The sequence below is a fragment of the Streptomyces sp. NPDC007164 genome (genome assembly GCF_040634135.1).
Taxonomy (GTDB): domain Bacteria; phylum Actinomycetota; class Actinomycetes; order Streptomycetales; family Streptomycetaceae; genus Streptomyces; species Streptomyces sanglieri.
Map to the genome: position 1 here is coordinate 232,458 of NZ_JBEYFB010000002.1, position 13,808 is coordinate 246,265.

Below are 13,808 nucleotides of genomic sequence, written 5' to 3' on the forward strand. Positions count from 1 at the left end.
CGACCTCCGCCGGGGCGGTCACCCCCGGTCGCCGCGGAACCTCCGGTACTCGTCGTGCATGAGGTCCCGGAAGGAGCGGTGGCGGACCGCTCCGGGCAGCCAGTGGGCAAGGTACCAGGCCTCCCACTCGCCGTCGGGGGTGACGACGCGCGGGTTGAGCAGGTAGACGTCCAGTGCCCCCGGGGTGTGGCTGATCTTGAGCAGATCGTTCAGGTATTCGGTCCGGATGGCCCAGGGTTCCTGCTCGCCGTAGACGAAGTACTCCTCGTCGGGGACGTCGTCCGGTTCCCCGCCGCCGGTCCAGCCCTCGATCAGCTCCGGGTCGAGATCCCTGACCCAGCCGATCTCGCGTACGGGCAGGAGTCGCCGGATCTCGCCCGTGGTGTCGAGCCATCCGTCGCTGGTCCGCAGGAACTCCCGGTAACTGGGCGGGAGTACGGCACCCAGTCGCGCTTCGAGCTCGGCTGGCTCCTGCGGCGTCGCACCCGCCGACCCCAGCCAACGGGCCGCCCGTACCTCGTCCGGAAAGGGCTCGGAGCGCTCCTGCTCGTGCAGGACGGGGTCGAGCCATTCGTCGCTCCAGCGTTGGAGCAGCTCGCGCCATGAGTGAGGAGCGGGGTGGAACTCGGGTGCGGGATCGTCCCGTTCGGTGTCCGGCATGGCTGAACGGTACGCGGGGCCGCTGACAGCCGCTCTGGCAGAATACGCGGCTGATGAGCGAGATCACGGAGTGTGTCCTGTGCGGCGGGACGGTCGCTCCCGACGGCCACTGCTGGGACTGCGGTGGCGCCCAGCCGTCGTTCCGGTCGAGGGTGGAGATCACGACGGGCAGTGGTGCGGCGGGGGTCAGTGACCGGGGCCGGCACCGGGGTGTCAACGCGGACGCGATGGCGCTGGCCACGGTCGGCGAATGGACGGCCGCCGTCGTCTGCGACGGGGTTTCCATGTCGCCGCGGTCGGAGCGGGCGGCCCGGGTCGCGGCCGAGGTCGGGCTGAACGTGCTGGTGGCGGGGTTGCGGGAGGGGGTTCTGCCGGAGTGTGCGCTCGACGACGCGGCCGTGCGGGCGGGGCGTGCCGTCGTCGGTCTTGCGGAGTCGGTGGATGCCGCGCCCGCCTGTACGTTCGTCGCCGGTGTCGCGGGCCCCGAGGGTGTCTGGAGTGCCTGGATCGGTGACAGCCGTGCCTACTGGCTGCCCGACGAGGGGCCGGGGACGGTGCTGACCGAGGACGACACGGGCGAGCACGAGGCGCTCTCCGCGTGGTTGGGGGCCGATGCCGGTGATCCGGCGCCGCGGGTGCGGAGCTACCGGCCGTCGGTGCCCGGCCGGCTGCTGCTGTGCACCGATGGGCTGTGGCGCTATCTGCCCGGCGCCGCCGCGTTGCGGGAGGTGCTCGGCCGTCATCCGGCCGGTGGTGGCGTTCCGGAGGAGGCACGGTCGCTGGTGGGGTACGCCCTGGAGGCGGGCGGGCACGACAACGTGACGGTGGTGCTCGTGCCCGTGGTGCCCGGTCCGCCGGGCGTGCCCGTGGCCGGGGCGTAGCCGGGCCGGGTCGTGCAACCGTGCGGGCGGCTGTCGCGTCCCGCGTTTGCGACGGGCGCTGTTGCCTGGTGCCGGGCGGGAGTGTGGGGGCGGAAATGGGGCGGGCGGTGTCCGAAGCGGTGCAGGGGTTGGACGAGGAGCAGGGGTTGGACGAGGGGCAGGGGGCGGCCGGGCAGGGCTCCGGCGGGGAGCGGCGGTGGGTCGTGGGGGTCGTGCCGTGGGGTGTGGCGGCGGGTGCGGTCGCCTGGTGTCTCGCGGGGGGCTGGCGGGCCGCGCACACACAGAACTATCCCTGGAACGTCTGGACCCCGGTCGGGTACGGGGCGGTCAAGGGGGTGTTCCTGGGGCTGCTGGCCGGCTGGTGTGCCGTGGTGGTGCTCCGGTTCGTTCCGGCGGACCGGTGGCGGGCGGGTGGCGGGGCTGCGGCGCGGCTCGCGGGGCCGGTGTTCGCCGGCGGGCTGCTGGGCGGTCTGGTGCCCGGGACCCTGCGGGATTTCCTGGGTGAGCCGCAGCCTCGGACCCTGTACTACTTCGACGGGCCGAGGCCGGAATCGCAGTGGTACTGGGGGCCGTTGCTGGCCGAGTGGCTGACGTACACGGTGCTGCCGGCGTTCGGCTGTGCGGTGCTGCTGACCGTGGGCGCCGTGGTGTCGGCGCGGTCCTCGCGCCGTGACCGGTTCGGCTGGGCGGTGCCCGCCGTGGTGGGGGTGGGGCTGCTGTTCCTCCCCGACTGGGCGGCCGCCGGGCTGCCCGAACCCCAGGGCAGCGGTGATCATGTCAACGAGTCGGCGGGGGCCGGGCTCGTCGTACTGGCCACGGGGCTCGGGCTGCTCCTGAGTGCCTGGGCGGTGCGGTCGCGGCGCGGGCCGCGTCGGCCGGTGGGTCCTCGGGCCCCGGTGCTCACGCCTCCCCGTTCGTCGCCGACTCCTCCGCGATCCGCTCGTGATGGCGGATGACCTCCGCCACGATGAAGTTGAGCAGCTTCTCGGCGAAGGCCGGATCCAGGTGCGCGCTCTCCGCCAGTTGCCGCAGCCGTTCGATCTGCCTGCTCTCGCGGGCCGGGTCGGCCGGCGGGAGGTGATGGGCGGCCTTGAGGTGGCCGACCTGCTGGGTGCACTTGAAGCGCTCGGCGAGCATGTGGACGACAGCGGCGTCAATGTTGTCGATGCTCTCGCGCAGCCGGTTCAGTTCCGCGCTCACGGACTCGTCGATGTCCCTGGTGGTCATGGTCAGCGAGCTTAGACGGCCGGGCCCGGTGGGGTGATCGTCGGTGGGTGCTCCGGGTCCGGAACCCGGTCGCTCCAGCCGCCGGGCACGTTGCGGCCCTGTTGCTCGCGGAAGCGGACCGGGGCGGTGCCGACCCGGCGGGCGAAGAGGCGGGAGAAGTACGCCGGGTCGTCGTAGCCGACGCGCCGGGCGACGGCGGCGACCGGCAGGTCGGTGGCGGCGAGGAGCTCCTTGGCGCGGCCGAGCCGGATGCCGAGGAGGTAGTCCTTGGGGCTGCATCCGGCGCCCCGGCGTACCGCCGTGCGCAGTTCGGCGGGGGTCATGCCGTGCCGGGCCGCGTGCTCGGCGACGGACAATGGCTGGAAGGCGTCGCGGGCCAGGGCTTGGAGCACGGGGTCGCCGTCGGGGCTGACATCGGCGCGGGCCCGACGCAGGGCGACGAGGAGTTCGTGGACGGCGGCGCCGGTCTCGACCTCCAGCAGTGGGTTGCCGCGCCGGGCCGCGCGTACGATCCGTCCGATCGCGGCGCGGGGGCCCGCCGTGTCGGCGAGCGGGACGAGCGGGCGGTCGGGCTCGATGTAGCCCAGTTCGGTGTAGGTGGCGGTGGCGGGGCCGGTGAAGTCGACGAAGCTCTCGTCCCAGCCGGTGCCCGGGTCGGCGCCGTAGTGGTGCGGGGTGCCGGGGGTCAGCCAGATCAGGCTGGGGGCGGTGACGGGTACCCGGCGGCCGTCGGGTGCGGTGAACCAGCCGCTGCCGGAGTTGACGACGACGGCCACGTGGTGGTCCAGGGTGCGGGGGCCGACGGTCGGCAGCGCGCCGTGCTGGAGTCCCACGCCCAGGCAGACGAGGCCGAGCCGGTGGTGGAGCGGGCTGGGGGTGAAGAAACGCATCCAGGTGTGGTACATCGGCCTTCCTTCCTCCCCTTTCTCACGTAGGTACGAACAGTTCTCACGCAGGTCCGGACAGCCGGCCCGGACCATTGGTCCGAACAATTGTGTCCAAACAGCAGTGATCTTTGTCCATGGACCGGCCGGGCGCCAGGGGGCGAAGGTGGTGGCAACATTCCTCCCGGGTTCGCCCGCTCCGTGGTGCGTGCCGTCGTACGGGCCCGGTCGTGCGGTTCCGGGGGCCGCACGCACAGGAGAGTACGAGCACGATGGCTGACTTCACCGTGGGGGACGACCACTTCCGGATCGACGGGAAGCCCGTACGGCTGCTGTCGGGGGCCCTGCACTACTTCCGGGTGCACGAGGCGCAGTGGGATCACCGGCTGTCGATGCTGCGCGCCATGGGGCTCAACTGTGTCGAGACGTATGTGCCGTGGAATCTGCACGAGCCGCAGCCGGGCCGGTTCCGGGACGTGGCGGCGCTCGGCCGGTTCCTGGACGCGGCGCAGCGGGCCGGGCTGTGGGCGATCGTCCGGCCGGGTCCGTACATCTGCGCCGAGTGGGAGAACGGCGGGCTGCCGGTCTGGGTGACGGGGCGGTTCGGCCGGCGGGTGCGGTCGCGTGACGAGGAGTACCTGGGCGCCGTGGAGCGGTGGTTCGGTGTGCTGCTGCCGCAGGTGGTGCAGCGGCAGATCGGGCGCGGCGGGCCGGTGATCATGGTCCAGGCGGAGAACGAGTACGGGAGCTACGGCTCCGATCAGGTCTATCTGCGGCGGGTGGCCGGGATGCTGCGCGAGCGCGGGGTGACCGTGCCGCTGTTCACCTCCGACGGGCCGGAGGACCACATGCTCACCGGCGGCTCGGTGCCGGGGCTGCTGGCCACGGCGAACTTCGGGTCGGGTGCCCGGGAGGCGTTCGAGGTGCTGCGCCGTCATCAGCCGAAGGGGCCGCTGATGTGCATGGAGTTCTGGTGCGGGTGGTTCGAGCACTGGGGTGCCGAGCCGGTCGTGCGGAAGCCGGCGCAGGCCATCGGGGCGTTGCGGGAGATCCTGGAGTGCGGGGCGTCGGTGAACATCTACATGGCGCACGGGGGGACGAACTTCGCCGGGTGGGCGGGGGCGAACCGGTCCGGGCCGATCCAGGACCAGGACTTCCTGCCGACGGTGACGTCGTACGACTACGACGCGCCGATCGACGAGTACGGCCGCCCCACGGAGAAGTTCCGGCTGTTCCGCGAGGTGCTCGCCGAGTACGCGGACGGGCCGCTTCCGGATCTTCCGCCGGAGCCGGCCGGGCTGGCGGCTCCGGTGCGGGCCGAGCTGACCGACTGGGCGCCGCTGGGTGCCGTGCTGGACGCGCTGGGCGACGAGGAGGCGGCGCCGTCCGGTGTGCCGCCGACCTTCGAGGAGCTGGGTGTCGACCGGGGTCTGGTGCGCTACCAGGTGTCCGTTCCCGGTCCGCGCAAGCCGTACGCCCTGGATGTGACGGGGCTGCGGGACCGGGCCGTGGTGTACGTGGACGGGGTCCGGGTGGGGGTGCTCACCGAGGAGAACAGTGCCCTGGACGAGCCGGTGGCCGGGCCCGCGGAGGTCGAGCTGTGGGTGGAGTCGCTGGGCCGGGTCAATTACGGGCCGCGGCTCGGTGAGCCCAAGGGGATCACCGGCGGGGTGCGCCACGAGCGGCAGTTCCTGCACGGGGTGCGGGCGCGGGCGCTGCGGCTGGAGGCGTTCGAGGAGCCGGACGCGCTGGCCGGGGTGGTGTTCGCCGGCGCCGGGGGGGCCGGTTCCACCGGGCTGTTCCGGGGGACGTTCGAGGTCTCCGGGGCGGCCGGCACCGGGCATGCCGGGCTCGAACTGCCGGACTGGACGCGCGGGTTCGTCTGGGTGAACGGCTTCTGCCTGGGGCGCTACTGGTCGCTGGGCGCGCAGCGGACGCTGTACGTGCCGGGGCCGGTGCTGCGGGAGGGTGTGAACGAGGTGTGGGTGCTGGAGCTGGAGGGCGCGGGCGCGCCGTACGCGGATCTGGGCCCGGGGGCGCCCGTCAGGACGGGCACCCCCGGGGATGCTCAGGTGTGACTCAGGATCCGGCCGGGGCCGGGGTCAGAGCGTGGCTGCCGCGGACGCGATGTTGGCGGCGAAGGTCGAGACCTCGCTGTACACGCCGGGGTAGCCGGGTTCGGCGCAGCCCTGGCCCCAGCTGACGATGCCGACCTGGATCCAGGCTCCGGCGTTGTCCTTGCGGAACATGGGGCCGCCGGAGTCGCCCTGGCAGGTGTCGACGCCGCCGGTGTCGATCAGCCCGGCGCAGATCTCGTCACCGGGGACGAGGTCGCTGCCGTACGCGGCCTCGCAGTCGGCGTCGGAGACGAACGGCACGGAGGCCTTGAGCAGGTAGCGCTGCTGGGCGCCGCCCTCGGTGGCCGCGCCCCAGCCGGCGATGGTGAAGTCGCCGTTGTTGTACGCGGTGGTGGTGGCGATCTTCAGGGTCGGCAGGTCGATGGGCTTGGCGAGCTTGATGAGCGCCCAGTCCTTGCCCGCGCCGTTGTAGCCGGGGGCCTGGAGGACCTTGGTGGACTTGACCTTGACGGCGCTGGAGGACTGCAGGTCGACGACGCCCGCGGTGGCGGTGATGGAGGTGTTGTTGCCCGAGCCGTCCACGCAGTGCGCGGCGGTGAGGACGATGTCCTTGGCGTAGAGGGCGCCGCCGCAGCCCATCGACAGCCGGACCATGAACGGGAATTCACCCTGTGCGGCGCGGGTTCCGCCGACGACCGGCTGGGGAGCCGCGGAGGCTCCGGCGGGCTGGAGGCTGACGGCCGCGAGAACCACGGCGGCTATGACGGAACATCTCTTCACGGCACGCAGAAGCTGCTTCAAGAGACTGCCTTCTTTCGTGGGGGGTGCTTGTGGGGGGTACTTGTGGGGAGTGCCTGCCGCCCGGGGCGGGTGCCGACCTCGGGCGGCAGCCACCGCACCGATAGTCATGCTCCCGACAAGGGCGTGGTTCGGATTATCGGGAAATGATCACGACCCCCACAAGGATCACTTTCCGGCCAAGATCATCTGCGGTCCTGCGGCTACAGTGAAAGCCGGTCGGACCTCACGGACGGGGGTGGCACGTGGCGGACGAGGGCCGGAGCGCCGGCAGCCCGGTGGTCCACGGTTTCCCGCACCTCGACACGGTCCGGTCCGCGATCACGGCGCTGTACCGGCGGCTGTCGTACGACGGTGTCCGCGGCTACGCCACGAGCCTCGCCCCCGTCGAGGCCGCCTTCGCCGACCAGGACGATCTGTATCTCGGCAGCCAGCGGGTGGCCCGGGCGGTGGTCCGGCATCTCCATCTGCCGGACGCCCGCATGATCGTCGGCTTCCGCGCGATGGAGCACGCCGCCGGGGTCGAACTGACCGCCGGACCCGAGTACTTCGTCGAGCTCAACGACCGCTTCCGCACCCACCGCAGGGACATCGGGGCCGCGCTGTCGCACGAGGTCACGCATGTGCTGCTGCACCGCCTCGGCCTGGAATTCCCCGGTACGCGGGACAACGAGATCCTCACCGACACCGTGACCACGTACCTGGGCGTGGGGTGGCTGCTGCTCGACGCCTTCCGGGAGGACCGGGTCTCCAGCCAGAAGCTCGGCTACCTCACCCCGGAGGAATTCGGGTACGTCCTCGCCAAGCGGGCGTTCGCCTTCGACGAGGACCCATCGCCGTGGTTCACCAGCCCGCAGGCCTACGAGGCTTACACCAAGGGGCGCGCACGGGCCCTCCAGGACATCCGGCAGCCGCCCCTGGCGGCCGCCGGATGGGCGGGCCGCCGCCGCTACGCCAGGGACCGGCGGCACGCCCTGGACCGGCCGGGCGCCCCCGCGGACCCCGGCGTTCCGTACGCCTTCGAGGGCGGCCCGGACGGGCTGCGGGTCTCCTTCGCCTGCTCGGTCTGCCACCAGCGCGTCCGCGTACCGGTGCGCGGACGGGTGCGGGCCCGCTGCGGGCTGTGCCGTACGGTCCTGGACTGCGAGACCTGAGCCGGGCGGGAGTGCGGCGCCGTCTTCCGCGACGGCGCACGGAGCAGGACCTCCGTCCGGGTCAGTCCGTCGTGCGGGGGAAGTCGTCGGCCGCTGTCCGCGAGCGGCGCGACGGACGGTCCGGCGGGGGCCCTGCGATGGGGCAATGGGTTCCGGTGTAGATCGTCGGCATGCACTTGTTGCAGTGGATGCACAGGGAGCGCACCTCCGGCTGCTCCCTCATGCGGTTGACCAGGTCCGGTTCGCGCAGCAGGGCGCGGGCCATGGCCACGTACTCGAAGCCCTCCGCCATGGCCTGCTCGACGGTCGCCCGGCGGGTGATGCCGCCGAGCAGGATCAGCGGGAGGCTCAGCGCGGCCCTGAACTGACGCGCCGAGGGCAGCAGGAACGCCTCTTCGTAGGGGTAGGAGCGCAGGAATCTGCCACCGGCCAGGCGTATGCCCAGACGAGCCGGCCAGGGGAAGGCCGCGGCGAACTCGGTGAGCGGCGCGTCGCCGCGGAACAGATACATCGGATTGAACAGGGAACTCCCGGCGGTCAGTTCGAGGGCGTCGACCGTGCCGTCCTCCTGGAGCCGGCGGGCGACTTGAAGGCTCTCGTCGAGCCAGAAACCTCCGGGCACCCCGTCGTCCATGCTGAGCTTGGCGGTGACCGCGATGGTGTCGCCGACCTCGTCGCGGACGGCGCGGGCGATACCGAGGGCGACCTTGGCACGGTTGGCGAGGCTGCCCCCGTAGGCGTCGTCGCGGTGGTTGAGGCGGCGGCTGAGGAACGAACTGGCCAGGTAGTTGTGGCCGAAGTGCAGTTCGACCGCGTCGAATCCGGACTCGACGGCCAGCCGGGCGGCCGTGGCGTGGGCGCGGACGACCCCGGCGATGTCCTCGGCGGTCGCCGCCCGTGTCATCCGCATGCCGAGCGGGCTGAGGAACCGTCCGGGGGCGAGCGCCGGGAGCCGGTTGGAACGGGCGTCGGCGACCGGGCCCGCATGGCCGAGCTGGGCGCTGATCGCGGCCCCCTCGCGGTGCACGGCGTCCGTGAGCCGGCGCAGCCCCGGCACCGCCTCGGGGCGCATCCAGATCTGACGGCGCTCGGTGCGGCCCTCGGGGGCGACGGCGCAGTACGCGACGGTGGTCATGCCCACTCCGCCGGCGGCGGGCCGGCGGTGGTACGCGATCAGCTCGTCGGTGACCAGGCCGTCGGGTGTCACGCCCTCGAAGGTGGCGGACCTGATGACGCGGTTGCGGAGGGTGAGGGGCCCCAGGCGCGCGGGCGCGAAGGGGTCCGGTGCGGTCGGTACGGGGGCGGCGGACTGTGAAGGCATGCCGGTCTCCGGTGTGTGCGACGACGTTGGACGTGAACGACGGGGCCGGGCGGGGCCGGCGGGGCGGGCTGCGGGCTCCGGCAAGGACGGGAGCACGAACACCCGCACGGCGGACGACGAGACAGCCGGGGGCATGAACACCCCCAGGACGGCCGGCCACCCGACAACCAGGGGCGCGACGGCGCGGTCGGCGACGGGTCCGGGACGCGATCGGCGGCGGCCGGCCTACCGCGCCCCGTACACCGGCTGCGCCGGCTCCGCCCGGGCGAGCAGCTTCCGTACCGCCTCTCCTGCCTCCTCCGGCGCCCACCGCGCGCCCCGGTCCGCGGTGGGGCCGGGCCGCCAGCCCTCCATGACCGTGATCCGGCCGGCCTCCGCCTCGAAGACCCGTCCGCTCACCCCGTCGCTCGCGGCCGAGCCGAGCCACACCACCAGCGGGGACACGTTCTCCGGGGCCATCGCGTCGAACTCCCCCTCCCCCGGCGCCGCCATCGTCCGCGCGAACGTCCGCTCGGTCATCCGGGTCCGGGCCGCCGGGGCGATCGCGTTGACCTGGACCCCGTACCGGGCCGTCTCCTCCGCGGCGACCAGTGTCAGGCCGACGATCCCGGCCTTGGCGGCGGAGTAGTTGCCCTGGCCGACGCTGCCGAGCAGCCCCGCGCCGGAACTGGTGTTGATCACCCGGGCGACCGGTGCGCGGCCCGCCTTCGCCTCGGCCCGCCAGTGCGCCACCGCGTGCCGCAACGGCAGGAAGTGGCCCTTGAGATGGACCCGCATCACGGCGTCCCAGTCGTCCTCGTCCAGATTCACCAGCATCCGGTCGCGCAGGAACCCCGCGTTGTTGACCAAGGTGTCCAGCCGCCCGAAGCCCTCCAGCGCGGCCGCGACCAGCGAGGCGGCCCCTTCGGTCGTGGCGATGTCGCCCCCGTGGGCGACCGCCTCGCCGCCCGCCGCCACGATCTCGTCGACCACCAGCTGCGCCGGGCCGAGGGAGCCACCGTCGCCGCCTGGACCGACCCCCAGATCGTTGACGAGCACCTTCGCGCCCTCGGCGGCGAAGGCGAGCGCATGGGCCCGGCCGAGGCCGCGCCCCGCACCCGTCACGGCCACCACACGGCCGTCGCACAGACCAGTCATCACTCGTCTCCCCACTCGTCTCCTTGTTGGCGATGCGGGGGCAGGCTGCTACCTTCCACACCTAACAAATGTTTGGTGGAAAGGTAGCTGATTCGCTCATGGGTGTCTCCACCACAAGCCCCGCCAAGGGCATCAGGCTCGTCACCGTCGACCACCCGCCCGTCAACGCGCTCCCCGTGCGGGGCTGGTACGACCTCGCCGACGCGCTCCGCACGGCGGGCCGCGATCCCGAGGTCCGCTGCGTCGTGCTGGCCGCCACCGGACGCGGGTTCAACGCGGGTGTCGACATCAAGGAGATGCAGCGCGACACCGGGCACACCACCCTGATCGCCGCCAACCGCGGCTGCTACGAGGCGTTCGCCGCCGTCTACGAGTGCGAGGTCCCGGTCGTCGCCGCGGTGAACGGCTTCTGCCTCGGCGGCGGCATCGGCCTGGTCGGCAACGCGGACGCGATCGTGGCGAGCGACGACGCCACGTTCGGCCTGCCCGAGCTGGACCGGGGCGCGCTCGGCGCGGCGACCCATCTGGCCCGGCTGGTGCCCCAGCACCTGATGCGGGCGCTCTACTACACCTCGCGCACCGCCACCGCCGCCGAACTGCACGCCCACGGCTCGGTCTGGAAGGTCGTATCTCGCGATGAACTCCTCGGTGCGGCCCTGGAGTTGGCGGGCGAGATAGCCCGCAAGGACGGATATCTGATCCGGCTGGCCAAGGCCGCCATCAACGGCATCGACCCGGTGGACGTACGCCGCAGCTACCGCTTCGAGCAGGGCTTCACCTTCGAGGCCAACCTCAGCGGGGTCGCCGACCGCGTACGCGAGTCCTTCGGCAAGGAGGCATGACCATGACCGACAAGACCATGACGGCCGACGACGTCGTCTCCCGGCTCAGCAGCGGGATGACGATCGGCATCGGCGGCTGGGGCTCGCGCCGCAAACCCATGGCGCTGGTGCGGGCGCTGCTCCGCTCCGAGGTCACCGACCTCACCGTGATCTCGTACGGCGGCCCCGACGTGGGGCTGCTCGCCGCCGCCGGCAAGATCCGGAAGCTGGTCGCGGCCTTCGTCACGCTCGACTCGATCCCGCTCGAACCCCACTTCAGGGCGGCCCGCCAGCGCGGCGCGATCGAACTGATGGAGATCGACGAGGCCATGTTCATGTGGGGGCTGCACGCCGCCGCGAACCGGCTGCCGTTCCTCCCCGTGCGGGCCGGCCTCGGCTCCGGCGTGATGCGGGTCAACCCGGGCCTGCGCACGGTGACTTCGCCGTACGAGGACGGTGAGGAGTTCGTCGCGATGCCCGCGTTGCGGATGGACGCCGCGCTGGTCCATCTGAACCGCGCCGACCGGTCCGGCAACGGCCAGTACCTCGGTCCCGACCCGTATTTCGACGACCTGTTCTGCGAGGCCGCGGACGCCGCGTACGTGTCCTGCGAACGCCTCGTGGAGACGGCCGAACTGACCGGGAACGCCGCCCCGCAGACCCTCCTCGTGCGGCGGCACTCCGTCACCGGTGTCGTCGAGACCCCGAACGGCGCGCACTTCACCTCCTGCGTGCCCGACCACCCGCGCGACGAGGCGTTCCAGAAGGCGTATGCGACCGCCGCCGCCGACCCCGGGGCCTGGGCGGCCTTCAGCGAGCGGTTCCTGCCCGCCGGGGGCGACGAGAAGGGCTACCAGTCGGCCGTCCGGACCTGGCACGAGGAGCAGAAATGACCACACGGAACGCGACCGCGAACCCGGGCGCCGTCACCCGGGCCGAGTACTGCGTGATCGCCTGCGCCGACGCCTGGCGCGGCAACGGCGAGGTGCTCGCCAGCCCGATGGGCCTCGTCCCGTCCGTCGGCGCCCGGCTCGCCAGGCGCACCTTCTCGCCCGATCTGCTGCTCACCGACGGCGAGGCGATGCTCCTTGCCCCGGACGGCACGACGGAGGGCTGGCTGCCCTACCGCCGGCACCTCACCATGGTCACCGGCGGCAGGCGCCACGTGATGATGGGGGCGAGCCAGATCGACCGGTTCGGCAACCAGAACATCTCCTGCATCGGCGACTGGGAACAGCCCTCCCGCCAGCTGCTCGGCGTGCGCGGCGCCCCGGTCAACACCCTGAACAACCCGGTCAGTTACTGGATCCCCCGGCACTCCACCCGGGTCTTCCTCGAGCGCGTCGACATGATCTGCGGGGTCGGCCACGACAGCGCGGCGGCGGCCGGTCCGTCGGCCACCCGCTACCACCGCATCCCGCGCGTGGTGAGCGATCTCGGCGTCTTCGACTTCGCGACCCCGGACCGCTCCATGCGGCTGGCCTCGGTGCACCCCGGCGTCACCGTCGACCAGGTCCGCGAGGCCACCGGTTTCGCGCTCACGATCGCGGACGACGTCCCGTGCACCCGGGAGCCGACCGCCGAGGAACTGACCCTGATCCGCGAGGTCGTCGACCCGCAGGGCACCCGGAACCGCGAGGTCGGGGCCTGATGCGGACGGCGCTCACGGAGCTCGTCGGCGTCCGCCACCCCGTCATCCAGACCGGCATGGGCTGGGTCGCCGGGCCCCGTCTGGTCTCCGCCACGGCCCGGGCCGGCGCCCTGGGCATCCTGGCCTCCGCGACGATGACCACCGGGCAGCTGCGGGCGGCGGTACGGGAGGTCAAGTCCCGTACGGACGAGCCGTTCGGCGTCAATCTGCGGGCCGACGCGGGCGACGCGCGCGAGCGGGCACGGATCATCGTCGACGAGGGCGTGAGGGTGGCGTCCTTCGCGCTGGCCCCCTCGAAGGAGCTGATCGCCGAGCTGAAGGACGCGGGGGTGGTCGTGATCCCGTCGGTCGGCGCCCGACGCCACGCCGAGAAGGTCGCGGCGTGGGGCGCGGACGCGGTGATCGTGCAGGGCGGCGAGGGCGGCGGGCACACCGGTGAGGTGGCGACCACGGTGCTGCTGCCCCAGGTGGCCGACGCGGTGGACATCCCGGTGGTCGCGGCGGGCGGTTTCCATGACGGCCGGGGCCTGGTGGCGGCGCTGGCGTACGGGGCGGCGGGCATCGCGATGGGCACGCGGTTCCTGCTGACGTCGGACTCGACCGTGCCGGACGCGGTGAAGGCCCGGTATCTGGCGGCGGGCGTCAAGGACGTCACGGTCACCAGGGCAGTGGACGGGCTGCCGCACCGGATGCTGCGTACGGAGATGGTCGCGGCACTGGAGCACGCGGGCCGGGTCCGGGCGCTGGCCCAGGCGGTGCGCCGGGCGGCGGGCTTCCGGCGGATCTCCGGGACCAGCTGGTCCCGGATGGTGCGCGACGGCCTGGCGATGAGGCACGGCAAGGACCTGTCGTGGAGCCAGGTCCTGCTGGCGGCCAACACCCCGATGCTCCTGAAGGCGTCCATGGTGGACGGCCGGACGGACCTGGGGGTGATGGCCTCGGGCCAGGTGGCGGGCCTGATCGAGGACCTGCCCAGCTGCGCGGAGCTGGTGGAACGGGTGATGGCCGAGGCCCACGAGGCCCTGGGCACGGTGGTCCGCGCGGCGGGCACGGACGCGTAGCCGGCGGGCGCGGACGCCGTGGCCGCTGGGCACGGACGCGGACACGGCAGGCACGGACGCCGTGGCCGGCAGGCACGGACGCGGACACGGCGAGGGGCGCCCGGATCCCTCCGGGCGCCCCTCGCCGTGTGTGTC

General features: G+C 72.9%; 14 protein-coding genes. 8 read left to right on the plus strand and 6 right to left on the minus strand.

Features of this window, described 5'->3' with window-relative positions; all coding sequences use genetic code 11:
• Nucleotides 1-18: 18 nt before the first annotated feature.
• The gene (locus ABZ622_RS05555) at nt 19-660 is read right to left on the minus strand and encodes an SMI1/KNR4 family protein (RefSeq protein WP_360540656.1); all 642 of its coding nucleotides are present in this window, start codon (nt 658-660) and stop codon (nt 19-21) included.
• Between the two features lie 53 nt (nt 661-713).
• On the opposite strand from ABZ622_RS05555, the gene ABZ622_RS05560 reads away from it, so the two are divergent.
• A complete protein-coding gene (locus tag ABZ622_RS05560) occupies nt 714-1,541 on the plus strand; it encodes a protein phosphatase 2C domain-containing protein (protein ID WP_360540658.1) in 828 nt (275 codons plus the stop codon).
• A gap of 107 nt (nt 1,542-1,648) precedes the next feature.
• Nucleotides 1,649-2,497, plus strand: coding sequence for a hypothetical protein (locus ABZ622_RS05565; RefSeq protein WP_360540660.1), 849 nt, complete (start codon nt 1,649-1,651; stop codon nt 2,495-2,497).
• Here the strand turns inward: ABZ622_RS05565 and ABZ622_RS05570 are convergent.
• Together ABZ622_RS05570 and ABZ622_RS05575 are read right to left on the minus strand one after the other, a co-directional pair.
• Complete coding sequence (locus ABZ622_RS05570) at nt 2,442-2,768, minus strand: chorismate mutase (protein ID WP_360540662.1); 327 nt, start codon at nt 2,766-2,768, stop codon at nt 2,442-2,444. The genes ABZ622_RS05565 and ABZ622_RS05570 overlap by 56 nt on opposite strands.
• Nucleotides 2,769-2,779: 11 nt before the next feature.
• On the minus strand, nt 2,780-3,673 hold the full coding sequence (locus tag ABZ622_RS05575; protein WP_360540664.1) for an AraC family transcriptional regulator: 894 nt from the start codon (nt 3,671-3,673) through the stop codon (nt 2,780-2,782).
• Between the two features lie 251 nt (nt 3,674-3,924).
• On the opposite strand from ABZ622_RS05575, the gene ABZ622_RS05580 reads away from it, so the two are divergent.
• Complete coding sequence (locus ABZ622_RS05580; RefSeq protein WP_360540666.1) at nt 3,925-5,730, plus strand: beta-galactosidase family protein; 1,806 nt, start codon at nt 3,925-3,927, stop codon at nt 5,728-5,730.
• Nucleotides 5,731-5,754: 24 nt separating this feature from the next.
• On the opposite strand, the gene ABZ622_RS05585 is transcribed toward ABZ622_RS05580, so the two are convergent.
• Nucleotides 5,755-6,531 (minus strand): serine protease, encoded by a 777-nt coding sequence (locus tag ABZ622_RS05585; RefSeq protein WP_124718247.1) that lies wholly within the window; start codon nt 6,529-6,531, stop codon nt 5,755-5,757.
• A gap of 242 nt (nt 6,532-6,773) precedes the next feature.
• Here ABZ622_RS05585 and ABZ622_RS05590 point away from each other — a divergent pair, with 242 nt between their 5' ends.
• Nucleotides 6,774-7,682, plus strand: a complete 909-nt coding sequence (locus ABZ622_RS05590; protein WP_360540668.1) for a hypothetical protein — start codon at nt 6,774-6,776, stop codon at nt 7,680-7,682.
• Nucleotides 7,683-7,743: 61 nt separating this feature from the next.
• Here ABZ622_RS05590 and ABZ622_RS05595 read toward each other — a convergent pair whose 3' ends face one another.
• Both ABZ622_RS05595 and ABZ622_RS05600 read right to left on the minus strand, forming a co-directional pair.
• Nucleotides 7,744-9,003: an NADH:flavin oxidoreductase gene (locus tag ABZ622_RS05595; RefSeq protein ID WP_360540670.1), complete on the minus strand. Its 1,260-nt coding sequence runs from the start codon at nt 9,001-9,003 to the stop codon at nt 7,744-7,746.
• Between the two features lie 225 nt (nt 9,004-9,228).
• On the minus strand, nt 9,229-10,140 hold the full coding sequence (locus ABZ622_RS05600; RefSeq protein ID WP_360540672.1) for an SDR family oxidoreductase: 912 nt from the start codon (nt 10,138-10,140) through the stop codon (nt 9,229-9,231).
• 98 nt (nt 10,141-10,238) lie between these two features.
• Here ABZ622_RS05600 and ABZ622_RS05605 point away from each other — a divergent pair, with 98 nt between their 5' ends.
• Genes ABZ622_RS05605 through ABZ622_RS05620 form a run of 4 tightly spaced genes read left to right on the plus strand, consistent with a single transcriptional unit; the run spans nt 10,239 to nt 13,673 of the window.
• Nucleotides 10,239-10,982 carry an enoyl-CoA hydratase family protein gene (locus ABZ622_RS05605; RefSeq protein WP_360540674.1) on the plus strand — a complete coding sequence of 248 codons (744 nt, stop codon included), beginning with the start codon at nt 10,239-10,241 and terminating at the stop codon, nt 10,980-10,982.
• A gap of 2 nt (nt 10,983-10,984) precedes the next feature.
• The gene (locus ABZ622_RS05610) at nt 10,985-11,854 is read left to right on the plus strand and encodes a CoA-transferase (protein ID WP_360540676.1); all 870 of its coding nucleotides are present in this window, start codon (nt 10,985-10,987) and stop codon (nt 11,852-11,854) included.
• Complete coding sequence (locus tag ABZ622_RS05615; protein ID WP_360540678.1) at nt 11,851-12,612, plus strand: CoA-transferase; 762 nt, start codon at nt 11,851-11,853, stop codon at nt 12,610-12,612. The genes ABZ622_RS05610 and ABZ622_RS05615 overlap by 4 nt, the downstream gene beginning before the upstream one ends.
• On the plus strand, nt 12,612-13,673 hold the full coding sequence (locus ABZ622_RS05620; protein WP_360540680.1) for a nitronate monooxygenase: 1,062 nt from the start codon (nt 12,612-12,614) through the stop codon (nt 13,671-13,673). The genes ABZ622_RS05615 and ABZ622_RS05620 overlap by 1 nt, the downstream gene beginning before the upstream one ends.
• Nucleotides 13,674-13,808: the final 135 nt, after the last annotated feature.